The organism is Actinoplanes sp. NPDC023936, from assembly GCF_040639325.1.
GTDB lineage: Bacteria > Actinomycetota > Actinomycetes > Mycobacteriales > Micromonosporaceae > Actinoplanes.
In genome coordinates this window covers 201,507-226,717 of record NZ_JBEZZR010000006.1, presented here as the reverse complement: position 1 = coordinate 226,717, position 25,211 = coordinate 201,507, and the positions used below count along the sequence as shown (strand labels likewise).

Below are 25,211 nucleotides of genomic sequence, written 5' to 3'. Positions count from 1 at the left end.
GCTCAGCCGTAGCTGACGCAGGTTCCGGGGCGCTTGATCATGCTTGAGCTACGGCTCGGTGGGTCGAGCCGTAGCTCAAGCCGGTTATTCGTGCTTGATCACATGGCTGAGCTACGGCCGAGGGGTGCGAGCCGTAGCTGAGGCTGGTAATCGGCGCTTGATTACATGGCTGGACTACGGCTCGCGGGACGGGGAACCTGCGTGGGCTACGGCTCGCGGGACGGGAACCTGCGTGGGCTACGGCTCGCCGGGCGGGGAACCTGCGTGGGCTACGGCTCGCGGGGCGGGGAACCTGCGTGAGCTACGGCTCGGGGCCGCAACCCGCTCGGCCGCGGGCACGCAACCCGCTCGGCCTCGGGCCCGCAACCCGCTCGGCCTCGGGCACGCAACCCGCTCGGCCGCGGGCACGCTACCGCCCCCGGCCTCTCCGCGGCGTCAACTCCGCCAGCGCCGCCGTCACCAGCCGCACCGTCCTCACCCGATCGCGCAACACGTCCTCGGCCGTGAACCGCAGCACCGTCCACCCGGCCAGCCGCAGCACATTGAGCCGCTCCACATCCTGGCGGAACTGTTCCGGCGTGCGGTGCTGATCACCGTCGTACTCCACGGCGAGCCGCATGTCCGGCCACGCCAGGTCGACGCGCCCCACCAGCAGGCCCGACGCCTGACGAACCTCGAACTGGACGGCGCCCGGCGGCACCCCGGCATCGACGAGCAGAAGCCGCAGGCAGGTCTCCATCGGTGACTCGCTGCGGGCGTCGGCCAGCGGGAGCAGAGCGCCGAGGCGTGCCGTACCCGGCCAGTTCGCGCGGCTGTTCATCATCCGGCGGAGAGCGTCCGGGTCGAGCAGGTGCCGGTGCAGCAGGGCGTCGAGCACCACGAGCGCGTCGGCTCGGCCGGCGCGCCTGCCGACGTCGAAGGCGGTTCGTTCCGCGGTGGTGAGTGACAGGCCGTTGCGCGTGGTGACGTCGCCGGGCCGGAGGCTGGTGTACTGGACCGCGATCCGTGGGTCCCGGCGCAGCCTGAGGGTGCGCGGCGCGACGACATGCACGGGTGTGGCGCGCGCCGGTGTCGCGGCGCCCCACAGGCCGGCGGCGCTCAGCCCGCCGATCGCGGCGCCGTCCGGAATGGTCAGCATCGCCGCCGTGCACCAGTCCCGCTGGCCGAGCTCGTGATCTCGATGCACGTACACGTCGGGGAAGAGCCGTGACCAGGACGGCCCGGCCAGCATTCCGCGGGTGAGCAGGCCGGCGTCGACGGCTGTGGAGCCGCGGAAGGCGCGGCCGGTCAGTTCGGGCGGGATGCGGCAGTGGCGTGGCACCAGGCGAGGATGCCGGGCCCGGGCTTGATCGTGTCAGGGGCTGTGGACAGAGCAGCGAGGCTGTGGACAGAGCCGTGGACAAAAGCTGCGGCGAAGCTGTGGGCCTGTTGACAGAGCGGCTACCGTCGATCTTGTCAGGTGGAAGCCGAGGTGGTTCGAGTGGGAGGAGTGGCGATGAGCTTCGATCTCTATGTGTGGCACGAGCCGGCTCCGATCAGCGCGGACACCGCTGAGGCGAAGATCCGCCGGTGGGCCGAGGACGAGCTGATGTTCGCGCCGCACGAGGCGGTGGCGACGCTTCGCGCCGAGCTGCTGCGGCAGTTCCCGCCGGATGGTCCGGACAGCGTGTGGAGTGTGCTGCCGGAGGAGTCGGACGCGGTGCTGGTGCTGTCCTGCGTGTGGTCGCGGGCCGGTGAGTTCGGCGAGGCGGTCCGCGGTCTCGCGGCCCGGCACGGCCTGGTCTGCTACGAGCCGCAGAGTCGCCTGCTGGACCCGAACGCCCCCGGCTACCGTGCCGATTTCACCCTGACGTCCGCGCAGTGGCCGATGGTCCACGATCCCTCTCCGGACGATCTGGAGCGAGTGGTGCGCGGCCTCGGCAGTGACAACTTCTACGCCTTGCTGGAGCGTTCGGACGGCTATTTCGCGCAGGTGAGCTTCGGTGCGAGTGCCGACGCCACACCGGGGACCTATCTGCTGGAGCACCGGGCCGGCCGGGACGGCGATCACGTCCGGGCGGAGACTCCGGACGTCACCGAGGCGGTCCGTTTCCTGTGGGAGTTCCGGGCCGGCGACGAGACCTGGCGCAGGCGCCACACCTGGCGGTTGCTGAGCTTGTGAGAGTCGGTCCGGGCCGTTCAGCCCGATTTGGTACGGGCTGAGCCGTCCCGGAATCGCTTATCGCCCCGCCCGGATCGCCGAGCCTGGGATGGTAGAGGTGCGGGGCCGCCCGGTGATGGTCGGCGGGCGGGCAGTACGCTCGTACTGCTAAGCATGTGTTTCGGGAGAGGAGCGCCGGCCGATGGCGAAAATCAAGGTCAAGAACCCGGTCGTGGAGATCGACGGCGACGAGATGACCCGGATCATCTGGAAGCAGATCCGTGAGCAGCTGGTCCTGCCGTACCTCGACGTGAACCTCGAGTACTACGACCTTTCGATCCAGTACCGCGACGAGACCGACGACCAGGTGACGATCGACGCGGCCAACGCCATCAAGCAGCACGGTGTCGGCGTCAAGTGCGCGACGATCACGCCGGACGAGGCCCGGGTCGAGGAGTTCGGCCTGAAGAAGATGTGGCGGTCGCCGAACGGCACGATCCGCAACATCCTCGGCGGCGTCGTCTTCCGTGAGCCGATCATCATGAGCAACGTGCCGCGGCTGGTACCGAGCTGGACGAAGCCGATCATCATCGGCCGTCACGCGCACGGCGACCAGTACAAGGCGACCGACTTCGTGGCGCCCAGCGCGGGCAAGATGACTGTCACGTTCACCCCGGCCGACGGCTCCGCGCCGATGGAGTTCGTGGTGTCGGACTTCCCGGCCGGCGGCGTCGGCATGGCGATGTACAACTACGACGAGTCGATCCGCGACTTCGCGCGCGCCTCGTTCCGGTACGGCCTGGCCCGCAACTACCCGGTCTACCTCTCCACCAAGAACACGATCCTGAAGGCGTACGACGGCCGGTTCAAGGACCTGTTCGCGGAGATCTTCGAGACCGAGTTCGCCGACCAGTTCAAGGCGGCCGGCCTCACCTACGAGCACCGGCTGATCGACGACATGGTCGCCGCCGCGCTCAAGTGGGAGGGTGGCTACGTCTGGGCCTGCAAGAACTACGACGGTGACGTGCAGTCCGACACCGTGGCGCAGGGCTTCGGCTCGCTCGGCCTGATGACCTCGGTGCTGATGACCCCGGACGGCCAGACCGTCGAGGCCGAGGCCGCGCACGGCACTGTCACCCGGCACTACCGGCAGTGGCAGAAGGGCGAGAAGACCTCGACGAACCCGATCGCCTCGATCTTCGCCTGGACCGGTGGCCTCAAGCACCGTGGCAAGCTGGACGGCACCCCCGAGGTGACCCAGTTCGCCGAGACGCTGGAGCGGGTCTGCATCGAGACCGTCGAGGGCGGTCAGATGACCAAGGACCTGGCGCTGCTGATCGCGAAGGACGCGCCGTGGCTCTCCACGGACGAGTTCATGAACGCGCTCGACGAGAACCTGGCCCGCAAGCTCGCCGCCTGACAGCACCGTTGAGAAAGCCCGCCGGCAGACGCCGGCGGGCTTTTCCCATGAAGGGTTCTACGCCGCGTCGCGCAGCATTTGCGCGGCGTTCTCGGGCACGACGTCGTTGACGAAGGCGCCCATCGCGGACTCCGAGCCGGCCAGGAACTTCAGCTTGTCGGCCGCCCGCCGGATGCTGAACAGCTGCAGGTGCAGATAGCCCAGCTCACGGCCCTCGCCGACGACCGCCTGGTGCCACGCCGAGATGTACGGCATCGGCTTGCCGAACAGCCCGTCGAAGCGCTTCAGCACGTCCAGGTAGAGCGGCCCGAACGCGTCGCGCTCCGCGTCGCTGAGGCCGGGCAGGTCGAGGACCTGCCGGTGCGGGGCCAGGTGCACCTCGAACGGCCAGCGGGCCGCCGCCGGCACGTATGCCGTCCAGTGCTCGTTGGACGCGATGACCCGTACCTTCGCGGTCTGCTCGGCGGCCAGGACGTCCGCGTAGAGAATGCCCCCACCGGTCTGCGAAGCGTGCCGCGCAGCGGCGCGAAGCATGGCCGTGGTGCGCGGCGGCACTGTCGGGTACGCGTAGATCTGACCGTGCGGGTGGTGCAGGGTCACGCCGATCTCGACGCCCCGGTTCTCGAACGGGAAGACCTGCGCGACCCCCGGCATCTCCGAGATCTCGGAGGTCCGGTCGGCGAGCGCGTCGATCACGGTCCGCACCCGGGACGGCGGCAGGGCGCCGAAGGAGCTGTTGTGGTCGCTGGTGAAGCAGACGACCTCGCAGCGGCCCAGGCCCGGTTTGACCGGCACCAGGCCGGTCAGCGAGGTGATCTCGTCGGGAACGATCCGGTCGCTGAACGACGGGAACTGGTTCTCGAAGACCGCCACGTCGTAGCTCGGCGCCGGGATCTCGCTGGCGAAGTGCGCGTTCGTCGGGCAGAGCGGGCAGGCGTCCGACGGCGGCAGGAAGGTCCGCGTGTTGCGGTGCGCGGCGATCGCGATCCACTCGTCGACGAGCGGGTCGTATCGCAGCTGAGAGGCCGGCGGGGGCGGGGGCAGGTGCCGGGTGTCGGGGTACGACGCGCGGCCGCTGTCCGGCTCCTCGTCGTAATAGAACAGGTCCCGGCCATCGGAGAGCTGGATGGACGAGCGGATCGGTGTCACTGGGGGTTCACCACCACGAGTTCAGGAACGGTTTCCGAGAGGAGGGCTCGCGCGTCCTCGTCCAGACCGGAATCGGTGATCAGGACGTCCGCGCGTTCGAGGGGGACGATCGAGGAGATGCCCACGGTGCCCCACTTGGTGTGGTCGGCGAGCACGACGAGGCGCTCGGACGCCTCGACGAGCGCCCGGTCCGTGTCGGCTTCCATGAGGTTCGGCGTGGTGTACCCGGCGCGCTCGCTCATCCCGTGCACGCCGAGGAAGAGCAGGTCCAGGTGCAGTGACGCGATGGCCGCCACGGCGACCGGGCCGACAAGAGCATCAGACGGGGTACGGGTACCGCCGGTCAGCACGACTGTCTGGTCCGGCCGGCCGCCCCGGTAGAAGACGTCGGCGACCGGGATCGAGTTCGTCACGACGGTCAGCGACGGCACGTCGACGAGGCGCTGCGCCAGCTCGGCCGTGGTCGTCCCGGCGGAGAGGGCGATCGCGTCGCCGGGTGAGACCAGAGCGGCGGCCCGCATCGCGATCGCGGTCTTCTCGCCGCGCTGGCGCACCGATTTGGCGGCGAATCCGGGCTCGTACGCCGAGCCCGGGCTGACGGTGGTCGCTCCGCCGTGTACTTTCGCCAGCAAACCCCGGTCGGCGAGGGCCTCCAGGTCACGGCGGATGGTCATGTCGGAGACGCCGTACTCCGTGGCGAGCTCGCTGACCCGGACTCCGCCGGTGGCGCGCACCCGGTCGAGGATCGCGGACTGACGCTGTTGAGCGAGCATCAGCAGTGCACCTTCGGCAGCGACCGCACTAATTCGAACACACTCGAACACTACCGCGTGGTCGGGTCAGTGCGAAAGGGTGAGTTTAAATACCTCGGCCCCGTTTGTGCAGGGCGGACAGCACGTTCTCCACCTTCACCGCGCCGGTCAGCGCGGCCAGCGCGATCGCGGTGCGTGGTTCCCGCCAGTTCGCCCGTACCGCCTCCTTGCTGTACCGCCACGCCTGGCTGCGATTGCCGGTCGCCGCGGACCAGCAGGCCAGCTGGCCGTAGACCCGGGCCGCGCCGGGCCGGCACCCGCTGATCTCCGGGTGCCGCCGCATCATCCAGCGCAGGGACGAGATCTTGGTGGCGTACTCGTAGGCGTAGTGCGAGGTGCGGCCCCAGAGCACCTGGACCAGCGGCTCGTCCAGGTGCACGATCGGCGCACGGCGGGCCGCGCGCAGCAGCAGGTCCCAGTCCTCGTTCTGGCTGCCCGGGGCGTCCTCGGCGACCAGGCCCACGGCGTCCTCGGCGAGGGCTTCCCGGCGGATCAGGAACGTCGACGAGTGCAGCATCGCCATCCGGGACCGGGCCAGGTCGTCCACTGTCACCCGGCCGCGACCGGCCAGCCGTGCCGTGGTCCGCCCCTCGTACTCCACCTCGATCGCACAGGTGGCGAACTCCGCGTCCGGGTCGGCGAGCAGGGCCGCGACCTGGCGGCGCAGCTTGTCCGGCAGCCATCGGTCGTCGTCGTCGCAGAACGCCACCAGCTCGGTGTCCAGCGCGAGCAGGCCGGTGTTGCGGGCGCCGGCCAGGCCGGAGGTGCGCCAGTTCGTCAGGACCAGCACCGGCACGCCGTCGGCGGAGGTGGAGGCGAGCAGGTAGTCCGGCTCGGTCTGGTCGTAGACCACGACGATCCTGATCTCACCGGGATAGCGCTGCTCGCGCACCGCGGCGATGGCCCGGCGCACCAGCTCGGGGCGGTTGCGGGTCGGGATGACGACCCCGACGGACGGCCAGTTCATCGTGCCTCCGATGCGACGGTGATCGGGTAGCCGTAGGCGCGCAGCATCGGACCGCAGACCGCTCCGACCAGCCGGCGCTGGGAGCGGGGCAGCGCGTGTACCCAGGCGTCGTCGTGGCGCAGCGGGAGCCCGCCCACGGTGAACCGCATCGGGTTGCCGGCGGCGCTGTGCCCGGCGCGCAGTGTCGCGTGATCCGGCCGGAGGAAGTCCAGGTCGCCGGGGTGCAGCGGGACGCCGGCGAAGTCGGCGAGCCGGATCAGGCCGGCTCGCGGGTCGGCGAGGAACTCCTCGTAGCGGATCCGGCGCACCGGCACGCCACGGCGGGCGAGCAGCCCGAACGCGGCGTTGTGCGCGTTCCAGAGCAGCGCCGAGCGGCCGGGGGAGTACCGGGTCATCTCGTCCGCGCCGTCGGTCTCCGGGCGGACCACGGTCTTGGTCCATGAGTACGCGACACCCCGCGGGTCCCGGACCACGTGCACCACCCGCAGGTCGATGTCCTCGCCCCAGCGCAGCACGTGCGCCAGGGCGGAGTGCTTGGAGGAGTCGATGACGACCCGGGCGCCGGCCACCTCGGCGGCGGCGGAGTAGACGCGGGAGTAGAACGCGGCGTATTCGCGTACCCCGGCCGTGGCGGCCGTGGCGGTGGCGAGCCGGGGGATGTGCCGGGTCCGTTCGACGGACTCGCGGAGCGCGTGCACCCGATCCACATCGACGTTGTCCCAGCCGCCGAAGGCCCGCTCGCCGACCTGCTGCCAGAACTCGCAGGCGGAGAACCGGACCCCGCAGCCGCACCGCTCGTCGTCGCGGATGTCGCGCTGCCACAGGTGCACGATCTCGCCCAGCGCACACATCCCGGGCAGTTCGCCGAGGAGGCGTTCGACGAGTGTTGTCCCGCTTCGCCCGAGTCCGCCCAGAAAAAGCACCTGTGCCACTTTGGCCCGCCTTCGTTCGTTTCGCTGTGGTAACGAGTGAAGCAGGCAAAAGGAGGCGTTAGGTGTCTATCGAGGCTTTCGACCGCGTACACCTGGACGGAACCGGGATTGACCGGATCACCGAGGACGAGGTCGTGGCCGTCGTACGGGACGCCCTCGCGCACGGGCGAGGCGGCCGGATCATCACCCCGAACATCGACATCCTGCGCCGCGCGGCGGCCGATCCGCGGTCCCGCCGCCATCTCGACGACGCCGATCTGATCGTGGCGGACGGCATGCCGCTGGTCTGGGCGAGCCGGCTCGGCGGCGCCCCGTTGCCCGAGCGGGTGGCCGGCAGCAGCCTGATCTGGTCGCTCTCCCGCGGTCTCGGCCGGGACGGCCGGTCGGTCTTCGTGATCGGCGGGGCGCCGGCCACCGAGGAGCGCCCGGCCGGCGCGGTCCGGGCCGCGGCCCGGCTCCAGGCGGCCGCCCCCGGCCTGCGGATCGCCGGGGCGGTCAGTCCCGAGTTCGGTTTCGAGCGGCGCGAGGCGCGGTACGCACGTTTCCGTGCCGAAGTGATCGAGGCAGCCCCGGACCTGGTCTTCGTCGGGCTCGGGTTCCCCAAGCAGGAGCTCGTGATCGAACGGCTCCGCAAGCACCTGCCGTCGGCGTGGTTCATCGGCTGCGGCGCCGCGGTGAACTTCGTGGCCGGCGACGTGCACCGGGCCCCGCGCTGGATGCAGCGCACCGGCCTGGAATGGGCGCACCGCCTCGGCGTGGAGCCGCGCCGGCTGGCCGGCCGTTACCTGCGGCACGACGCCCCGTACGCCCTGCGGCTGCTGGCCCGAGCCCCACGCCGCCGCCCCTGAAAAGCGGCGCCCGGCCGGCCTCTCGGAAAGCGGCGCCGCCGGGCCGGCCTCTCGGAAAGCGGCGCCGGGCCGGCCTCTCGGAAAGCGGCGCCCGGGCCGGGGCGGGCGCCGCGGGTCACCCGGGGCCGCGCACGCCCCGTCTCGCGCGGCCCCGGGGAAGGCGCCGGAAAGCCGCGCACCGGCGGGCCGCCCGCAGGCCGGTTATGCCGATCGTCGGCTGCGGCCAGTCGCCCTCGGCATAACCGGCCTGCCAGGGAAAGCGGCCGTCCGGGTCCGGCCAGACCAGCTGGCGCAGCACGACCTGCTCCTCGCCGTACCGATACAGCGCGGCGCCGGGGAAGACCTCGTCGGTCGGGCCGCCGGCCACGACCATCAGATCGTGGCCGGCGACCAGGCCGGCGACCCGCTGGCCGTGGCTCAGCCGCAACCCGTCGTGCCGGATCCGGGCGGCCGCCTCGTTCAGCAGCGCGCCGGTGAGGTCGAGCGGAACCCCGGCGACGGCCACCTCGGGGTGCCCGGACTCGGTGAGGCCCACCGTGTAGCCGAACGGCACCGCACCGGGCGGGTCGTCGTCGGTCGGCTCGACGTGGACGACGGTCCACCCGAACTTGTCGATCAGCCTGCTCTGCTCGTCGAAGAACTCGTCGAGGTCCATGGGTTCATCTTGGAACAGGTGTACGACAATTTTCCGGCGGTCAGGGGTTGAAGTACGGGTCTTTCACCATGGTGTGGAAGGCCGCGAACGCCGGCTCGTCACCCATCAGCTGAAAATGCTGGTTCGGCTTGTTCCGGTCCGGGTTCGACTCGAAGTACGCGACCGCCTTGATCTGCGGGTTCGCCTTGAAGGTCCGCTCGGCGTCCCGCAGCCAGGCGGCCCGGCCCGCCGACCCCCACACCTTCGCCACCCCGAACTCGCCGATCACGATCGGTTTCGGACGCTGGGCGGCCCAGTCCAGGAACGGGCCCATCAGCTGCCCGATCGGCTGGAACTGCGCGCCGGCGTAGACGTCCACACAGGTCCAGTCCACCTGATCGTCGCCGGGGTAGAAGTCCGGCGCGTCGCCCCGGATGAACCCCTCGGCGGTCGGGCACCACACCCAGGACACGTTCTCCGTGCGCTCCTGCCGGAAGATGTTCCGGACGTACTTCCAGGCGTCGATGTAGTCGGCGCCCGACCACATGGTGGCCCGCAGGTTCGGCCGGTCCATCTCCCAGCGCATCCGGAGCATCACCGGCTTCTTGATCCGGCGGATCGCGCGGGCCTGCCTGCGGATCAGCTTGTCGTGGTCGCCGGCCACGATCGACCGGTTGTCCCCGGTGGCCCAGCTGATCATCAGGTTCGCGTCCTGGGCCAGGAACTCCTTGTCCGAGGCGGTGCCCATCATCTGGTCGAAGCGGCGGTACGTGTTGATGAAGTCGAGCCGCCGGCCCAGCGACTCCTCCAGCCCGCCCACCGCCGCGATCCGGCCGACGTGGGTGAGCTCGTCCGGCTTGATCCACGCGCCCAGGTACGCGCCCTGCTCCGGCGGCAGGAACGGTCCCGCCTGGAACGGGCCGGGGTTGACAGCGACCGCCCGGGGTGGCCGGGACAGGTCGGGCGACGGTTCCGGCGTCGGCTCCTCCCGGTCTTTCCCGGTGCAGCCGGCCAGCAGCAACAGCAGAACAGCGGCGGTGGCGGCGACCCTACGCATGGACCCGCCGGGCCGTGTAGAGGACGTTCACCGCGTACCCGTCGATGCCCGGCAGGTGCCGTGCCGTGGCGTCCGCGATCCGGGCCAGCCGCCGGTCGTGCAGCGAGGGGGTCAGCATCGAGAAACCACGCCGCTCGACGATCTCGAAGCCGTGCCGGGCGAGCAGCCGCTCCACCTGCTCGTGGGAGAGCTCGGCGAACCAGCGCTCGCCGTCGTGGCGGCGGGCGCGCAGGTGCCGCAGTGACCCGGCGTTGCCGTGGTTCTCCACGACCAGCAGCCCGGAGCCCCGGTGCGGCAGCGCTTTGGCGGCGAAGGCGAGGGCGCGGTCGCGTACCCCCTCGTTGACGTTGAGAAGCAGCCGGAAGATCGTGACCAGGGCCGGGAATCCGGCCGGCACCGGGCTGGGCACCGGGCCGTCCATCGGAACCTGGTGCCAGTAGGCGCGGGATCCGACGTCTGCCGCTTTCGCCATCATCTCGGCCGACGTGTCGTACCCGTGCGCCTCCCGGACCAGGCCGTGCAGCGCCCGGACCGCCCGGCCGGTGCCGCAGGCGAAGTCGTGGTGCACCGGCGGGTGCTCGGGGAACTCGCGGCGCACCAGCGTCCGTAGGTAGCTTCGCTGCCGTTCGCTGATTCGTGACGCGTAGCTGTCCGGGGCGTAGGTGACGGTCTCGTACTTCTCGACCGCGTCGGTGTCCCGGAACACCTGTGTGTAATCGCTGGTCAACTCTCCTCCAATTGAGATCGTCTGGCGAAGGCGGCGAGCCCCAGCTCGCGGCGGAGCAGCCAGGCCCCCGCGCAGTAGGCCGGCACGGCGGCGGCCAGCGCCGGCAGAAGTCCGGTCAGGGCGCCGGCCGCAGCGGGCAGCAGCCCGAAACAGCCGAGCGAGAGCAGCGCGGCAGCGCGCGTGCCGGATCCGAAGGGGTGCAGCCCGGTGCTGCGGTAGACCTGCGCGAGCGGCAGCAGGTTGTTCACGACCACCGCGCAGGCCAGCCCGGCGGCCGCGCCGAGCGCTCCGGCACGGGGGATCAGCAGCAGGTCGAGGCCGATCATCACGGCCAGGGCGGCCAGCACGTTGCCGAGGTTCAGCGAGGTCCGGCCGGCCATCGCGAGAACCATGTCGACCATGCCGCAGCCGGTCGCGACGAGCATCGCGGCGGCCAGCACCAGCACCACCGGCCGCCCCGCGGCGTAATCGTCGCCGAAGAGCCGCAGGTAGTAGGGGGCGCACGCGATCACCAGCAGGTTGATCGGCCAGGTGACGAGCACCAGCCAGCCGGTCGCGGTCTGGTAGAGCCGGTTCGCGGCCGGCCGGTCGCCGGTGCTCAGCGCCTCGGCGAGCCGCGGCTGCACCGACTGGGAGAGGCCCTGATTGGCGAACTGGATCAGCACGACGAACCGGCCGGCCACGGCGTAGATCGCGGCCGGCGCCAGACCGCCGAGGGCGGCCACCAGCAGCACGTCGACCCGCTGCAACGCGAGCTGGGCGACCGCGGCGACCGCGCGGGGACCGGTGAAGAGCCAGAAATCGCGGCGCAGGCGCCGTCGTTCCGCGCGCCGGGCGGCCGGTCCGGCCGGGCGATTGCTGGTGTACGCCCGTCGGGCGGCCCATCCCGCCAGGATCGCGACCGGCAGATACGGCGCGGCCCAGGCCAGCGCGAACACCGGAAGTGACGCGGTGACCCAGAGCGTGGCCACCCCGGCCGCGGTCACCGCGAGCAGTTGCAACACGCTGCGCAGCACCCGGTCCAGCAGCACTGTCGGCCGCATGATCCGGTAGCCCCGGGTGACAGTCAGCAGCACGTCGGTCAGCGCCTGCAACGGCAGGAAGACGGCGAGCACCCGGAGACCTGCGGCATGCCCGTCGGCGACGTGCGGCGAGTCGGTGGCGGTGAGCCGGGCGATCTCCGGGGCGGCGAGCCACATCGCCCCGGCCAGCAGCAGCGAGAACCCGGCGACCGGCGGGATGCCGGTCCGCAGGCAGGCGCCGAGCAGGTGACTGCGCCCGGTCGCGCGCAGCCGGGCCGGCCAGTACACCAGCCCGGTGTGGGTGCCCAGCTTGGCCAGGCCGCCGGCCAGCACGAACGCGGCGGTGGCGGCGAAGAACGCGCCGGCCTCCTCCGGCCCGAGGGTGCGCGCGACGATCCAGGTGACCACCACTCCGGTGCCACCGGCCAGCGCCGACCCGGCCATGTTCGCCAGCCCGCCGCGTGCCGCGCCGCGTGCCGCCCGGTCCGGATCCGCCGGGGGAGACGACCGGACGGGTCCCTCCGGCGGGACAGGTAAGAGGGGAGCGGTCACGCCCGGCGCCAGATCGGGGTGCGCCCGAGCCAGCCGGCCAGCGCCTCGTCGTGCGACTGGTAGTAGGCGCGCAGGTCACGGCGCAGGCCGGGGTCCATGTCGCCGGCCCGGGGACGGGCGTTGTGCTGCTCGAACGCCGGTCGTTCCAGGTCGGTGGGGAGCCCCAGGAACGCGCAGATCTCGTCGTAGACCGGTTCCGGCTCGGTGAAGAACCGCTCGCTCTCCACGACGTGGATGCGTTCCCGGCCGACATGCTGGGCCATCACGCTCAGGTAGCGGGCGTACTCGCCACGGGCCCGGTAGGCGTGGTGCTGGTGGGCGAAGCTGTAGTAGCTGGGGTCGATCGCCAGCCGCTCCTCCTGGCGGTGCAGCCGGGCCGGTTCCAGGGCCAGCGCCGCGCCGAAGTCACGCTCCGGCTCGAAGGCCCGGGCCACCTCGTGGTGATGCTGCGAGTACGCGCGCTCCACCGGATCACGGACCAGCACCACGAGCCGTGCGTACGGCAGATCGCGGGCGATCCGGGCGGCCGCCTGCGGGTGGTACATGTAGTACGGGCTGGATTCGAAGGTGCGGGCCGGCACCCCGTACCGTTCGGCGACCTTCTCGGCGCTGCGCAGCAGCGGGAAATGCGCGCGGTACCAGTCGAGCCCCCGGTGATATCCGGTGTCGAAGTAGTGCACGCCCTTGTGCAGCACCGCCTTGAGGACCACCGGGTGCGCGGCCAGCGCGCGGTAGAGCGAGGTGGTGCCGCACCGCTGACCGCCGCAGATCAGGAACGACGGCAGCATCCGGTTGTCAGCGGTGAGCCGTCCGATCGAGCGGGAGCCCAGGTGCACCACCCGCTTCACCGGTGCGGGCAGATTGCGTACGTCCATGGTGTCTAGAGCTCCTCTACACGGCGGATCAGCACCGGCAGCAGCCACGTGCCGAGCACGCCGAGCCGCGCGCCGGCCTCCGCCTGCCGGTCGGTCAGGTAACGGACGGCCAGGTCGACCAGGTAGAGCAGCGCGGTGATCTCGCGGGACACCGGCGCGACGCCGAACGGGGCCAGCAGCTCGTCGCTGCGGCGTACGGTCGCCTCGACCGCAGCCCGGGCGTCCCCGGTGGACTGGATGCGTTTCTGCAGCTCATGGTGGATCGCGTCGAAGCCGAGCGGCACCCCGGTGGCGAACCGCTCCCAGTCCCAGACCAGCAGCGCGTGCTCGAGGCTCGCCATGTTCCACGGCGCCCAGTCGCCGTGCCACGCGCCGTATCGCAGCGTGGTGTCACCGGAGTGGGTGGCGAGCACACCGACCGCGGCCGCCAGACCGGCGCCCTCCGGCCGGTCGGCCACCGCGGCGAGCCGTTCCTGCAGCTGCTGCCAGTACTCGCTGCCGGTCAGCGGACCCGAGGTGATCCCCTGGCAGCCGGCCACCTCGAGCATCGCCGCGGTCAGCCGCCGCTCGCTGAGCGGGGCCCGGGGCAGCCAGACCGGCAGCGCGGACTGGATCAGGACCTGCAGGCCACGCCACTGCCCGGCGTGCAGCACCCGCGGCACGGCCACCTTGGTCAGGCCGCCGGCGCCGAGTTTGTGCAGCGCCGCCGTCTCCGCCCCGACCAGGCTCCTGGTCAGCGGGCTGGTGCCGAGCTTGCCGAACGCGAACGTCTCGCCCTCGGTGCTGAGCAGCTGCAACACCGGTTTGCGGTTGGCCCGGACCGGACCGATGTGGATGCTCACCGCGAGGTCGCGGCGCAGCGCGTCACTCAGGTATCCGTCGATGCCGGCCGACGCCGGGCCGGTCACCCGGATCCGGTCGCGGAACAGCAGGCCGGTGGCGCGGGTGTGCACGGCGGCCACCACGGCGTCGCGTTTGAGCCGGGCCAGGCGGGACTGCGGTTCGGCGTACCTGCGGACCGCGGCGGCCGCGACCGCCGGATTCAGCGAGGGTACGAGCAACCGGGGCCGCCGCGCGTTCGGGACCACCAGATATTCGGCGACAAGTGGCCCCGGCCCACCGCCGGTGTCACACGGCGGCGGGTAGAGCAGCCCGAGAACCTCGTTGAGGTACTGGGTCCGCAGCATCGCGTCGTCGGCGGTGAGTTCCGCCGGCGCCGTCCTCACTGGACTCATGTGTGGTCGCTCCCCTCGATCCAGTCGCGCCAGAGCAGCGCGTACGCCAGAACCATGAAGGCCAGAGGGGTGACCAGGGAGTTGTACCAGAGCATCGCCGAGAACGAGGTGACGAGCGCACCGCTCGCGGCCACCCCGATCGGGCTCCGGTCCCGGCGGAACCGCCACAACCCGTACCCGAAGAAGCCGAGATATCCGGCCGTGCCGGCCGCGCCGTGGGCGTAGAGCAGCTGCCAGAGCTGCCCGTTGCCGCCGACCGTGAAGTTGCCGCAGCGCTCGCAGCCCGCGCTCTCCCCGACCGCGATCGAGTTGCGGCCGCCGAGGGTGTCCCGGGTGCCGCCGTACCCGATCACCGGTGACTCGGCGAAACCGTCCAGGGCCCTCTCGATCAGGTACGACCGGACGCCGTTGGACTTGCCGTTGTCGAGCCGGGCCTGCACGGTGTCACCGAGCGGGGTGGCCGTCAGCGCGGCGGCCAGCACGCCGGCCGCGACGAGCACCACGCCGATGATCCAGATGCGGCCGGCCAGCACGTACCGGATCGCGACGTAGACGACGAGCACGCCGATCCCGATCCAGAGGCCACGGTTGAGCGAGGCCACCGCCGGCACGGCCGAGACCGCGAGGCAGAGCAGGGCCAGCGCCTTCTTGCCGGCGCTCCGGCTCGCCCACGCGGCCACCAGCAGGAATCCGGCCAGCAGGCAGAAGTTGTTGCCCCAGGTGTTGGTGTAACCCCAGGGCGCGGCCGGGCGCGGCTTCTCGCCACCGACCAGATCCATGATCTGCGCGGCGTACGGGTGCACCAGCGACCGGATGAAGCCCTTGTTGCGTACGCCGGACGGCAGCAGCCACTCGACCGGGGAGGTGAACTCGAACGTGCCGGCCACCATGCCGAGCAGGCCACCCGCCACGGTCAGCACGAACATGCCGGCGAGCAGGCGGACCAGGCGGTGGCGGGACAGCTCCGCCTCGGTCAGGTTGCCGGCGTAGAGCAGCAGGACGGTCAGCGACAGGTACATCGAGAGCTTGTAGACGACGGCCGGCAGCCGGTCGCTCGCGCGTTCCACCACGGTGCCCGTCGGGTCCGCGCCCAGCGCGGCGATGCTGACCAGCGCCGCGATCAGGAAGATCGCCCACCAGGCGAAACCCGGCGGCAGCCGCAGTGGCCGGCCGGCGGCACGCCGGCGCACCAGCAGGAACAGCATCGGCGCCGCCATCAGCGGAAAGATCAGCACGCCCAGGCCGAGCGCCCACCAGAGCGGGTAGAGCAGCAGGATGCCGGCGACCGGCCAGGCCGGCAGGTAGCGGTTCTTGACGCTGCGGGTTGCCGGTCCGGCGAGCGGAGCCGCCGCGACCGTCGTCACTTCTCGTCGCCGTCGCTGGCGATCTTCTCGATGACGGCGGTCTCGTCGGCGACCGCTTCGGCCGGGCGCTGGCGCGGCGATCCGGCGAACTGGAGCTTCTGGGTGGGTTCGTCGACCGGTTGCGGGGTCAGCGTCACGGCCGGCGCCACGAAGTCGCCGGGCTTCATCGGGGCGAGCTTCGGCATCACCACGGCCCCGAGCAGCCGGGTGCCGACCCGCTGCAACTGCTCGGTCGCGTCGATCAGGGCGGGCCGGCGGGAGCGGCGCAGCTCGACCGCGAGGATCGCCGCGTCGGCGAGGCTGGCCAGGCTCTGCGCGTCGGCGCTGCTGCTCGTCGACGGCGCCTCGATCACCACGTATCCGCCCTGCTGGCGCAGCGCCGACAGGGTGTCCTTGAGGCGCTGCGACTGCATCAGCCCGGCCGCGGTGGCCGCGCCCCCGGTGGTGATCACCCGCAGCGACGGGATGCGCGGGGTGCGTTGCAGCGTGCGCGGCAGCGACGCCCGCCCGGCCAGCAGGTCGGAGAGCCCGGGCATGGCGGAGACCCCGAGCATCCGCGCCAGCGGCGCGGCATCGACGACGCTGTCCGGCAGGTGCGCCCCGATCAGGATCACATCACTTCCGGTACGGGCCAGCGCGGCGGCCAGGTTCGCGGCCACCAGCGTGCTGGCCGATCCCCGGCTGGTCCCGGTCACCACGATGATCTGGTCGCCCTCGTGCAGGCTGGCGAGGACCTCGTTGCGGAGCCGGTTGAAGACCCGCCCGCCCGGCCCGTACGGCTGCACCACGTCGTCGAAGTGCGGCGTGCTCCGCTCGTCGAGCACGGCCAGCACCGGCACCCGGCCCCGGTCCCGCACGTCGGCCGCGGTGACCAGCCGCCTGTCGAAGCGTTCCCGCAGGTAGGCGAAGCAGAGGCCGAGCAGCAGGCCGACCATGCCGCCGGTGCCGACGTTGAGCAGCGTGTTCGGGCTGGTCGGGCGCTCGGGCAGGCGGGCGTCGCTGATGATGGTGCCGCCGCCGACCATCGTCGTGGTGAGCTCGTTCAGGCGGCCGGTCAGCGAGTTCAGCTGGTTCTGCGAGTTGTTCCGCAGGCTCTGCAGGTTGCTCTCGGTGGAGCTGCCCGGCGCCGCGACCGCCAGTTTCGCGTTGAGCGTGGTGAGCGAGCCGGTCAGCTGCCTGACCTTGAGGGTCAGCGAGCGGATCTGCTTGTCCAGCTGGGCACGCGCGCTCTCGTCCCGGTTGCGCAGGTACGCCTCGGCGAACGCGTGCGAGCCGATCCGCGCCGACTCGGGCGTACCCGCCCGGAAGGTGATCACCAGAACCGTGGTGTTCGCCGGCACCTGCACCGAGACCGAGCGGGCCAGCTCGATCGGCGAGGTCCCGGAGCGCATCAGGGCGGCGGCTCGCGACGCGACAGCGCCGGAGCCGACCAGCTGAGCCTCGGTGTCCAGGTTGACAGCGCCCTTGGTGCGGCCGCCCTGCGCGTTGGTGTCCTGGTCGACGGATTGGACGAGCACCGAGGTCGACGACTCGTAGACCTTGGGCATGGTGTGCGCCAAGGTGACGCCCGCGCCAAGGCCGGCCCCCGTCGCGACCAGGGCGATCCACCAGTGCCGGCGGAACGCGCCCAGGTATTGCGAGACATCGGCGGACGCAGGACGAGGCGCTTCCATCAGAGTTCGGCGGCCCTTCCGGGTAAAGGAGTGTTTCGGGCGTTTCGCCCCAGAGGGGTAACGCCGCACTCCCGCCGAGAGTGATGGGCCTACGTGAGTTTGGGCTCCACCCAGCCGTTCTCGATCAGGTAGGCGAGGACCACCTCGACCGCGTCGGGCACGGTCATGGTGGTGGTGTCGATGGTCAGTTCGGCGTTGGCCGGCACCTCGTACGGGTCGTCGATCCCGGTCATGCCGCGCAGCTGACCAGCGCGGGCGCGGGCGTAGAGGCCCTTGCGGTCACGGCGCTCGCAGACCTCCAGCGGGGTGGCCACGTGCACCAGGATGAACCCGGCGCCGGCCTCGGCCGCCATCCGCCGGGCCGCCGCCCGGGCCTCCTCGTACGGGGCAATCGGGCAGGCCACGGCCATACCCCGGTGCCGGCCCACCTCGGCCGCGACCCAGCCGATCCGGCGCACGTTGCGGTCCCGGTCGGCCTTGCTGAAACCGAGGCCGGCGGTCAGCTCGCGGCGCACCACGTCGCCGTCGAGCAGGGTGATGGTCCGCTCGCCGTTCTCCCGCATGGCGTCGGCCAGGTTCCGGGCGATCGTCGACTTGCCGGAGCCGGAGAGGCCGGTGAAGAAGACCACCAGGCCGCGGTGCCGGCGCGGCGGGCGGACCCGGGACAGCTCCTTGGCGACCGCCGGCGGGGTGTGCCACTCAGGCAGCGGGAAGCCCCGGTCCAGCAGGTCGTCGATCTCGGCGGGGGACATCGCGAGGCGGCGGTTGCGCGGCGGGATGTCGTCGCGCCAGCGCCACTGGCCGTCCCGGTTGTCGTAGGCCAGCTCGCGCGGGACGAGCACCCGCACCCCGGCGCCGGAGAGCATTTCGCTGGTGGACAGGACATGGGTCACCCCGTAGGCCTGCGCCACCCGGGCGCGCAGCAGGGCGTCGCGCATCTCGTCGCCGTGCGGCAGCAGGGGTACGGCCACGATGGTGGCCGGGGGCATCCGGTCGCGGGCCGCGAAGATCGAGCGGACCAGCGACTCCGGTGGCAGGCCGTCGGGCCCGGGGCCGCTGACCGGGATGAGGATCAGCAGGTGCGCGGCGAGGGTGCGCGCGGCGTGCGCGATCTGCGCCAGCTGGGGCCGGTGCAGCGGCCGGTCGGCGATGACGCCGAGCACCCGTCCGGGTGGTAGCAGCCCGGTGACCTCTTCCGGGGTACGCCGCAGGCGCTGGAACGGGCCGTGCCCGCCGTCGCCCATCCGGCGGACCGGTCCGCCGATGCCGAACCGGTTGACGCCCGTCTGCCAGACGTCGGCCACCTCGATCGCCGCGACCGGGGCGCCCTCCGGGTCGGTCAGCACGATCGTGCGCCGGCCGGGATCGCGCAGGTCCAGGGTCTGCGCCAGCTCGCCGGGCACCTCCAGGGTGACCGGCACCGGCCACGGCGTGCCGTCGGCGAGCCGGCCGGTGCGGGCCAGCGAGACCAGGTCCGCGCGACCGAGGAACCCGGTCAGTGGTGTGTACGCCCCGGAGAGCAGTAGTTCGAGGTCCGCCAACTCGTACGGGCGCGGCGTGAAGGACGGGGCGTCCCGCAGCACATCCTCGGGCAGTACCGATCCATTCACCTTCGCATCCCCCTGCAGCAGACTTGGGGGACAGTTTCGCAGCCTCGATCGAGTGGGTCGAGACGGGCTCTCGGTCTTCTGCGGATCTTCTTACCGGAGGAGCGGCAGGAGCGACGAAAAAGACCTAACCCCGTAATCGAGTTATATCGCGTCATTTCTGGACAAATAGGCACGATCGTCTGATACTGCCTGTTTGTGAGACAGAACCCGAGCCGGCTCGTGCACAGGGCAGTACTGACCACAGCCTTCGCCATGTCGGTGACGGTCACTCTCGCCTGGGCCTGGACCGGCGGCATCGACCAGCTCGGGCTGCCGAACGAGCCGCCCGGCGAACCGCGGATCGTGGTGCCGGACGCCGATGCGCCGCTGCCCCCCACGCTCGCGCCGCTCGAACCGCCGCTGTATCAGCCGGATCCCGGAACTCCCGGGGCTCCCGGTGACCCCGCGCTGCCCGGTGCGGGGCATCCCCCGTACCAGAGACCGGTTTTGAGCAATTCCGGCACGCAACTGCTCGGCGGCGTGCCGGTCCGGCACCAGCCGCGATCGGCGAACCGGGCCGAGGGCAAGAAGTGCCGGACCGGCGCCAAACTCGTGCCGACCTGCGGGGTGCTCTGGGGCGTGGCGCCGGGAGCCAAGACCGAGGCGCGGGGTGTGCAGGCGCTGCACGAGTTCGAGCGGAAGACCGGGCGGCACCAGGCGGTGTTCCACGCCTACCACAGCGGGATCAACCAGGTCTTCCCCACCGAGCAGGAGATCGCCATCTCCCGTGAGCACGGTCGCAAGCGGATCCTGCTGCTCAACTGGAAGCCGGAGAGCACCACCTGGGCGCGGATCGCCAAGGGCGACCGGCGGACCGACGCCTTCCTCGACCGGCTCGCCGAGCATCTGCGCGAGAACTACCGGGAACGGTTCTTCTTCGCGATCCACCACGAGGCCGAGGATCAGGTACGGGAGAAGGCCGGCTCCGGATACACGGCTCGGGACTACGCCGCGATGTTCCGGCACGTCGTGAAGCGGCTGCGGGCCAAGGGCGCGCACAACGTGGTGACCGTCCTGATCCACATGGCCTACGTCCCGCACACCACGAAGAGCTGGTTCAGCCACATGTACCCGGGTGACGACGTGGTCGACTGGATCGGGTTCGACACGTACTCGTACAGCGACCCCGGTTACGGCCACGGCGACTTCGAGGAACTGCTGAACCGCCGCTCGGCGAGCAAGCCCGGCTGGCCCGGCTTCTACAACTGGGTGCGCGCCCGGCACCCGCACAAGCCCCTCATGGTCGCCGAGTGGGGTGTCTGGTTCTCCAAGCGCAACCCGGGACACATGGCCGACTTCTACCGCGAGGTGGGCCGGGAGATCGGCCGCTTCCCCGGAATCAAGGCGATGGTGCACTTCGAGACGCCCGGCAACCACAAGGGCCAGGACTCGTCGGTCGACAGCACCCCGGCTGCGCTGCGCGAATACCGCCGGCTGGGCAAGCTGCCGGTGTTCCAGGTGGCGGTCGGCTGAGGCGCGGCTTTGCTGTGAGGACGCTGAGAGACCCTGAGAGCCCTCAGGGTTACTTCCGGATCCCGTGGGGTGCGTGGCCTTTCTAGGCTGAGGCCGTGACCATCATCGCTACGCAGGCGCTGACGAAGACGTACGGGGGCGGGGTGACCGCCCTCGCCGACCTGACCGTCGACGTCGACGCCGGAGTCATCGGGCTCGTCGGCGCCAACGGCGCCGGCAAGAGCACCTTCATCAAAATCATGCTGGGGCTGATCGCGCCCAGCGCGGGCTCGGTCCGCGTGTTCGACCTCGACCCGGTCACCCAGACCGACCGGGTCCGTGCGCGCGTCGGATACATGCCGGAGAACGACTGCCTGCCGCAGGACGTGTCGGCCGCCGAGTTCGTCACCCATCTGGGGCGGATGAGCGGCCTGCCACGCACCGCGGCGCGCGAGCGTGCCTCCGAGGCGCTGCGGCACGTCGGCCTCTACGAGGAGCGGTACCGGCAGATCGGCGGCTACTCGACGGGCATGAAGCAGCGGGTCAAGCTGGCCCAGGCGCTCGTCCACGACCCGGACCTGTTGCTGCTCGACGAGCCGACCAACGGCCTCGACCCGGCCGGACGGGACGCCATGCTGGCGCTCGTCCATCGGATCGGCACCGAGTTCGGCATCTCGGTCGTCGTCTGCTCGCACCTGCTCGGCGAGGTCGAGCGGATCTGCGACTCGCTGATCGCGATCGAGGGCGGCCGGCTGCTGCGCGCCGACCGCATCTCGAGCATGACCACGGCCTCCGATGTGCTCGCGGTCGAGGTCAGCGAGGGTACTGACGAACTGGCCGCCGCGCTGACCGGGCTCGGCCTGCGGGTGACCCGTGAGGGCCGGCTGCTGCTGGTGCCGATGGAGGCCGACTCGTCGTACGACCAGATCCTCCGAGCGGTCGCCGACCTCGACCTCTCCCTGCACCGCCTGGACCAGCGCCGGCACCGCGTCGCCGAGCTCTTCACCGCGAAGGAGACCGCCGATGTCTGAGGCCGGCGTCATCCACGACATTGGCTATCAGCGGTACGAAGGCGTACGGCTGGGCCGGGGCGCGGCACTGCTCGCGCTCTACGTGCACGGCCTGCGTGCCGCGTTCGGCTTCGGCCGCTCGGCCAAGGCGAAGATCTTCCCCTGGCTGGTGGCCGGCATCATGCTGCTGGTCGCGGTGATCCTGGCGGCCGTCCGGTCCCAGCTCAACCAGGTGATCTTCACCTACACGCAGTTCGACGACCAGATGGCCTGGCTGATCATCTTCTTCGTCGCGATCCTCGCGCCGGAGCTGGTGTCCCGGGACATCAAGTCCGGCACCCTGCCGCTCTACTTCAGCCGCCCGCTGCGCGCCGCCGACTACGTGATGGCGAAATACCTCGCGATGGCGAGCGCGGTCTGGCTGCTCCTCGGCATCCCTCAGCTGATCATGTTCCTGGGCGCCGCGTTCACCACGAAGGACGGCGCGAAAGGCGTCTGGAACGAGTTCCTCGACCTCGCGCCCGGCTGGGGTTACAGCGTGCTCTGGGCGCTGCTGTTCAGCGGCATCGGCCTGCTGATCGCGTCGCTCACCGGCAAGCGGGCGTTCGCGGCCGGCGGCATCGTCGCCGTCTTCCTGCTGACCACGCCGGTGGTCGGTGTGCTCAGCATCCTCACCTCCAGCACGGCGAACAACCTGGCCGGCCTGGCCAGCCCGATGACACTGGTCTCCGGCGTCGGCACCTGGCTGGCCGGCGGCCCCGACGACGAGATGGGCATCCCGATCGGCGACTTCGGACCGGTCTACGCCATCGAGGCGTTCTGCCTGATCGCCGCGTGCCTCCTGCTGCTGCTGGCCCGATACCGGAAGGTGGCCTCGCTGTGACGACCCAGACCATCGAGCCCCAGACCGGCGCCGGCACCGGCGTGGTCGAGCTGACCAACGTGACCCGGTGGTACGGCAACGTCGTCGCGGTCAACGACATCAGCATGTCGCTGGGGAGCGGCGTCACCGGCCTGCTCGGCCCGAACGGCGCCGGCAAGACCACCGTGCTGCACATGATGGCCGGCTTCCTCGCGCCGTCCCGTGGCACCGTCACCATCGAGGGCAAGCCGACCTGGCGAAACCCGGCCGTCTACCGCGACCTGGGCCTGGTCACCGAGCGGGAAGCGGTGCACTCGTTCCTCACCGCCGAGCAGTTCGTGCTGGCCTGCGCCAAGATGCAGAAACTGCCCGACCCGGCCGGCGCCGCCCGGCGCGCGCTCGACCTGGTCGAGATGACCGGAGCCGCCAACCGGCGGATCGGCACCTTCTCCAAGGGCATGCGCCAGCGCACCCGGGTCGCCGCCGCCCTGGTCCACGACCCGCGCGTGCTGCTGCTCGACGAGCCGTTCAACGGCATGGACCCGCGCCAGCGGATGCACATGATGGAGCTGCTGCACTCGCTCGGCGACCGCGGGCACACCATCCTGTTCAGCTCGCACATCCTGGAAGAGGTCGAGCAGGTCGCCGGCCTGGTCCAGGTGATCGTGGCGGGCCGCCTCGCGGCCTCCGGCGACTACCGCAAGATCCGTCGCCTGATGACCAACCGCCCGCACGTGTTCGCGGTGCAGAGCTCCGACGACCGGCGGCTCGCCGTCGCGCTGATCGGCGAGAAATCGGTGAGCGGCATCGAGATCGAGTCCGGCGGCATGACCGTCCGGGCGTCCGACTACGGCAGCTTCACCCGCGCCCTGCCGCGCATCGCCCTGGACCAGGGCATCCGGCTGCACAAGCTGGTGCCGTCCGACGAGTCCCTGGAGAGCGTCTTCTCCTACCTGCTGGAGGCCTGATGTCCACCGTCGCTCTGATCACGGCGCGCGGGCTCTTCGGCCAGCGCCGGGCGTTGATCCTGCTGCCACTCCCGCTGCTGCTGATCGCCCTGGCAGCGCTCTGCCGGGCGTACGACATCGACGCCGACCAGTGGGGCGCCGCGGTCATCGTCGGCCTCGGCTTCGCCGTGGTGCTGCCGGTGATCTCGCTGATCGTCGGCACCGGCGTCCTCGGCTCCGAAGTGGACGACGGCACGCTCGTGCACATCCTCACCAAGCCGCTGCCGCGTCGCGACATCATCCTCGCGAAGTACATGGTCGCGGCCGGTGCCGCGGCGGTCACCTCGGCCGTGCCGCTCTTCGTGGCCGGCGTCCTGGCCGACTCGGCGACGTTCGGCATGGCCCTGGCCGTGGCGGCGGTGGCCGGCGCCTTCGCGTACTCCGCGCTGTTCCTGCTACTCAGCCTGCTGACCCGCCGGCCGGTCCTGCTGGGCCTGGTCTACATCCTGGTCTGGGAGGGGCTGCTCGGCCGCTTCCTGAGCGGCACGCGGGTGCTCTCGATCGGGCAGTACGTCATCACCATCGCCGACAAGCTGAAACCGACCACGATCCTGGAGTCCCAGGTGGGCATCACCACGGCGATCGTGATGAGCGTGGTGTTCGTGGTGGTCTGCACGCTGGCGGCGATCAACCGCCTGGGCAGCTTCAGCCTGGCCGGCGAGACGAGCTGACGGGTCGTGCCCGGGCCGGGCTGTTCCGGCCGTGCCCGGGCCGGGCTGTTCCGGTCGCGCCCGGGCCGGCTGCTCCGGTCACTCGGGCCGGCTGCTCCGGTCGCGCTCGGGCGGCCGGGCGGGGCTCGGGCGGCCGGGCTCGGGCGGGCTCGGGTGCCCGGCCGCGCTCGGCGGCCGCTCCGCCGCGATTTTGGCGACCTACGCATGCTCGGGGGCGTGGCTTGCCCAGATCCGTGCCCCTGGAGCCACCAGGCCCCGAAACCTCCGCGCGCTGTCACGGTAGGTGACCGTTGATGGTGGAGCGTTTCTGCTTCGCGTCACTCTGCGGGGCCTGCGACGTCCGCGCCTTTCCGCGAAGCGCAGCATTGACCTCTGATGCCGGCACACCCGGTGACGATCATGGGCGCTGACGAGCGGGCGGGCTGTGTCCGGCGGCGAATTTCTTGTCGGAGCGCGGCGGTAATGTCCCCGCCGTGATCGAGATCGATTGGTCTGACGTCCGGCCGCGTGTTGCCGCCCTCGCCGCCCGGCCCGGCCTCGACCGGGCGTTCGGGTGGCGGTGGCACGAGGGGCTGCTCGAGCCACCGCTCACCGCTGCCGAGCTGGCCGACCTGGAGGCCCAGCTCGGCATCGAGCTGCCGGGGGAGTACCGCTCGTTCCTCCGCGACGTGAGCCGGGGCGGCGCCGGCCCGGCCTACGGTCTGTTCCCGCTGCGCCGCACCGACGACGGCTGGAAATGGGAGGGCGACGGCGCGGACCTCACCGACCAGGGGACGCTCGCCAGCCCGTTCCCGCACACCGAGGCGTTCAACCCGGCCGACGGGCTGCCCGAGCGGCCGGACGAGGAGGCGGACGGCCAGGAGGCCGAGGACGCCTGGTGGGAGCTGCACGACCGGGTCGCCTTCGACCCGGCGCACGCGGTCGGGCTGATCTACCTCTGCCATCAGGGCTGCGCCTTGCGGGAGGCGCTCGTGGTGAGCGGCCCGTCCCGAGGTCAGATGTGGGCCGACGACCGGGCGGACGACGAGGGCCTCTCCCCGATCCTGGACGACGCCGGCAAGCCGCTGAGCTTCGCCGGGTGGTACCGCCGATGGCTGACCGAGTCGGAGCAACAACTGACCTGACTCGGCCGGTGAACGCGAAGGGCTCCCGG

At 71.3% G+C, this 25,211-nt stretch carries 23 protein-coding genes; 9 read left to right on the top strand and 14 right to left on the bottom strand.

Annotation, left to right across the window (positions count from 1 at the left end; translation table 11 throughout):
- Positions 1–409: 409 nt before the first annotated feature.
- Complete coding sequence (locus tag AB0F72_RS11380; protein WP_360428931.1) at positions 410–1,321, bottom strand: DUF559 domain-containing protein; 912 nt, start codon at positions 1,319–1,321, stop codon at positions 410–412.
- 174 nt (positions 1,322–1,495) lie between these two features.
- Between AB0F72_RS11380 and AB0F72_RS11375 the strand changes: the two genes are divergently transcribed.
- Both AB0F72_RS11375 and AB0F72_RS11370 read left to right on the top strand, forming a co-directional pair.
- Positions 1,496–2,161, top strand: coding sequence for a hypothetical protein (locus tag AB0F72_RS11375; RefSeq protein WP_360428928.1), 666 nt, complete (start codon positions 1,496–1,498; stop codon positions 2,159–2,161).
- A 181-nt stretch (positions 2,162–2,342) separates the two neighbouring features.
- Positions 2,343–3,560 (top strand): NADP-dependent isocitrate dehydrogenase, encoded by a 1,218-nt coding sequence (locus AB0F72_RS11370; RefSeq protein ID WP_360428925.1) that lies wholly within the window; start codon positions 2,343–2,345, stop codon positions 3,558–3,560.
- Positions 3,561–3,617: 57 nt separating this feature from the next.
- Here the strand turns inward: AB0F72_RS11370 and galT are convergent, their stop codons facing one another.
- The 4 genes from galT to AB0F72_RS11350 form a co-directional block, all read right to left on the bottom strand.
- Complete coding sequence (gene galT, locus AB0F72_RS11365) at positions 3,618–4,709, bottom strand: galactose-1-phosphate uridylyltransferase (protein ID WP_360428922.1); 1,092 nt, start codon at positions 4,707–4,709, stop codon at positions 3,618–3,620.
- Positions 4,706–5,482 carry a DeoR/GlpR family DNA-binding transcription regulator gene (locus AB0F72_RS11360; protein ID WP_360428919.1) on the bottom strand — a complete coding sequence of 259 codons (777 nt, stop codon included), beginning with the start codon at positions 5,480–5,482 and terminating at the stop codon, positions 4,706–4,708. Before AB0F72_RS11360 ends, galT begins: the two co-directional genes overlap by 4 nt.
- Before the next feature lie 85 nt (positions 5,483–5,567).
- Entirely contained in the window at positions 5,568–6,488 is a 921-nt protein-coding gene (locus AB0F72_RS11355; protein ID WP_360428916.1) for a glycosyltransferase family A protein, read from the bottom strand.
- A complete protein-coding gene (locus AB0F72_RS11350) occupies positions 6,485–7,420 on the bottom strand; it encodes a sulfotransferase (protein ID WP_360428913.1) in 936 nt (311 codons plus the stop codon). Before AB0F72_RS11350 ends, AB0F72_RS11355 begins: the two co-directional genes overlap by 4 nt.
- A 62-nt stretch (positions 7,421–7,482) precedes the next feature.
- Between AB0F72_RS11350 and AB0F72_RS11345 the strand changes: the two genes are divergently transcribed.
- Positions 7,483–8,268, top strand: a complete 786-nt coding sequence (locus AB0F72_RS11345; protein WP_360428910.1) for a WecB/TagA/CpsF family glycosyltransferase — start codon at positions 7,483–7,485, stop codon at positions 8,266–8,268.
- A 115-nt stretch (positions 8,269–8,383) separates the two neighbouring features.
- Here AB0F72_RS11345 and AB0F72_RS11340 read toward each other — a convergent pair whose 3' ends face one another.
- From AB0F72_RS11340 to cysC, 9 genes are all read right to left on the bottom strand, one after another.
- The gene (locus tag AB0F72_RS11340) at positions 8,384–8,923 is read right to left on the bottom strand and encodes a DUF4262 domain-containing protein (protein WP_360428907.1); all 540 of its coding nucleotides are present in this window, start codon (positions 8,921–8,923) and stop codon (positions 8,384–8,386) included.
- A 40-nt stretch (positions 8,924–8,963) separates the two neighbouring features.
- Positions 8,964–9,959 (bottom strand): glycosyl hydrolase, encoded by a 996-nt coding sequence (locus AB0F72_RS11335; protein WP_360428904.1) that lies wholly within the window; start codon positions 9,957–9,959, stop codon positions 8,964–8,966.
- Complete coding sequence (locus tag AB0F72_RS11330; RefSeq protein ID WP_360428901.1) at positions 9,952–10,686, bottom strand: methyltransferase domain-containing protein; 735 nt, start codon at positions 10,684–10,686, stop codon at positions 9,952–9,954. The genes AB0F72_RS11335 and AB0F72_RS11330 overlap by 8 nt, the downstream gene beginning before the upstream one ends.
- Complete coding sequence (locus AB0F72_RS11325; protein ID WP_360428898.1) at positions 10,683–12,260, bottom strand: lipopolysaccharide biosynthesis protein; 1,578 nt, start codon at positions 12,258–12,260, stop codon at positions 10,683–10,685. Before AB0F72_RS11325 ends, AB0F72_RS11330 begins: the two co-directional genes overlap by 4 nt.
- Positions 12,257–13,135, bottom strand: a complete 879-nt coding sequence (locus AB0F72_RS11320) for a sulfotransferase domain-containing protein (RefSeq protein ID WP_360428895.1) — start codon at positions 13,133–13,135, stop codon at positions 12,257–12,259. Before AB0F72_RS11320 ends, AB0F72_RS11325 begins: the two co-directional genes overlap by 4 nt.
- Before the next feature lie 5 nt (positions 13,136–13,140).
- Positions 13,141–14,370, bottom strand: a complete 1,230-nt coding sequence (locus tag AB0F72_RS11315; protein ID WP_360428892.1) for a hypothetical protein — start codon at positions 14,368–14,370, stop codon at positions 13,141–13,143.
- Complete coding sequence (locus tag AB0F72_RS11310) at positions 14,367–15,734, bottom strand: O-antigen ligase family protein (RefSeq protein ID WP_360428889.1); 1,368 nt, start codon at positions 15,732–15,734, stop codon at positions 14,367–14,369. Before AB0F72_RS11310 ends, AB0F72_RS11315 begins: the two co-directional genes overlap by 4 nt.
- Positions 15,731–17,407 carry a Wzz/FepE/Etk N-terminal domain-containing protein gene (locus AB0F72_RS11305; protein ID WP_360428887.1) on the bottom strand — a complete coding sequence of 559 codons (1,677 nt, stop codon included), beginning with the start codon at positions 17,405–17,407 and terminating at the stop codon, positions 15,731–15,733. The genes AB0F72_RS11310 and AB0F72_RS11305 overlap by 4 nt, the downstream gene beginning before the upstream one ends.
- A gap of 89 nt (positions 17,408–17,496) precedes the next feature.
- Positions 17,497–19,017, bottom strand: coding sequence for an adenylyl-sulfate kinase (cysC, locus tag AB0F72_RS11300; protein WP_360428885.1), 1,521 nt, complete (start codon positions 19,015–19,017; stop codon positions 17,497–17,499).
- 252 nt (positions 19,018–19,269) lie between these two features.
- On the opposite strand from cysC, the gene AB0F72_RS11295 reads away from it, so the two are divergent.
- The 6 genes from AB0F72_RS11295 (at position 19,270) to AB0F72_RS11270 (ending at position 25,182) form a co-directional block, all read left to right on the top strand.
- The gene (locus AB0F72_RS11295; protein ID WP_360428882.1) at positions 19,270–20,529 is read left to right on the top strand and encodes a glycosyl hydrolase; all 1,260 of its coding nucleotides are present in this window, start codon (positions 19,270–19,272) and stop codon (positions 20,527–20,529) included.
- A gap of 95 nt (positions 20,530–20,624) precedes the next feature.
- Positions 20,625–21,539, top strand: coding sequence for an ABC transporter ATP-binding protein (locus AB0F72_RS11290; RefSeq protein WP_360428880.1), 915 nt, complete (start codon positions 20,625–20,627; stop codon positions 21,537–21,539).
- A complete protein-coding gene (locus AB0F72_RS11285; protein WP_360428878.1) occupies positions 21,532–22,401 on the top strand; it encodes an ABC transporter permease in 870 nt (289 codons plus the stop codon). The genes AB0F72_RS11290 and AB0F72_RS11285 overlap by 8 nt, the downstream gene beginning before the upstream one ends.
- A complete protein-coding gene (locus tag AB0F72_RS11280) occupies positions 22,398–23,348 on the top strand; it encodes an ABC transporter ATP-binding protein (protein WP_360428875.1) in 951 nt (316 codons plus the stop codon). Before AB0F72_RS11285 ends, AB0F72_RS11280 begins: the two co-directional genes overlap by 4 nt.
- Positions 23,348–24,058 carry an ABC transporter permease gene (locus tag AB0F72_RS11275; protein ID WP_360428872.1) on the top strand — a complete coding sequence of 237 codons (711 nt, stop codon included), beginning with the start codon at positions 23,348–23,350 and terminating at the stop codon, positions 24,056–24,058. The genes AB0F72_RS11280 and AB0F72_RS11275 overlap by 1 nt, the downstream gene beginning before the upstream one ends.
- 473 nt (positions 24,059–24,531) lie before the next feature.
- The gene (locus AB0F72_RS11270) at positions 24,532–25,182 is read left to right on the top strand and encodes an SMI1/KNR4 family protein (protein WP_360428869.1); all 651 of its coding nucleotides are present in this window, start codon (positions 24,532–24,534) and stop codon (positions 25,180–25,182) included.
- The last annotated feature ends 29 nt before the right edge of the window (positions 25,183–25,211 follow it).

What these genes read in the sequence shown, in the direction of transcription:
- AB0F72_RS11335 (WP_360428904.1), bottom strand. Translation starts at nt 9,959, where the DNA reads ATGCGTAGGGTCGCCGCCACCGCCGCTGTTCTGCTGTTGCTGCTGGCC.
- AB0F72_RS11320 (WP_360428895.1), bottom strand. Translation starts at nt 13,135, where the DNA reads ATGGACGTACGCAATCTGCCCGCACCGGTGAAGCGGGTGGTGCACCTG.
- AB0F72_RS11305 (WP_360428887.1), bottom strand. Translation starts at nt 17,407, where the DNA reads ATGGAAGCGCCTCGTCCTGCGTCCGCCGATGTCTCGCAATACCTGGGC.
- AB0F72_RS11355 (WP_360428916.1), bottom strand. Translation starts at nt 6,488, where the DNA reads ATGAACTGGCCGTCCGTCGGGGTCGTCATCCCGACCCGCAACCGCCCC.
- AB0F72_RS11295 (WP_360428882.1), top strand. Translation starts at nt 19,270, where the DNA reads ATGTCGGTGACGGTCACTCTCGCCTGGGCCTGGACCGGCGGCATCGAC.
- AB0F72_RS11285 (WP_360428878.1), top strand. Translation starts at nt 21,532, where the DNA reads ATGTCTGAGGCCGGCGTCATCCACGACATTGGCTATCAGCGGTACGAA.
- AB0F72_RS11375 (WP_360428928.1), top strand. Translation starts at nt 1,496, where the DNA reads ATGAGCTTCGATCTCTATGTGTGGCACGAGCCGGCTCCGATCAGCGCG.
- AB0F72_RS11315 (WP_360428892.1), bottom strand. Translation starts at nt 14,370, where the DNA reads ATGAGTCCAGTGAGGACGGCGCCGGCGGAACTCACCGCCGACGACGCG.
- AB0F72_RS11340 (WP_360428907.1), bottom strand. Translation starts at nt 8,923, where the DNA reads ATGGACCTCGACGAGTTCTTCGACGAGCAGAGCAGGCTGATCGACAAG.
- AB0F72_RS11275 (WP_360428872.1), top strand. Translation starts at nt 23,348, where the DNA reads ATGTCCACCGTCGCTCTGATCACGGCGCGCGGGCTCTTCGGCCAGCGC.
- AB0F72_RS11360 (WP_360428919.1), bottom strand. Translation starts at nt 5,482, where the DNA reads ATGCTCGCTCAACAGCGTCAGTCCGCGATCCTCGACCGGGTGCGCGCC.
- AB0F72_RS11370 (WP_360428925.1), top strand. Translation starts at nt 2,343, where the DNA reads ATGGCGAAAATCAAGGTCAAGAACCCGGTCGTGGAGATCGACGGCGAC.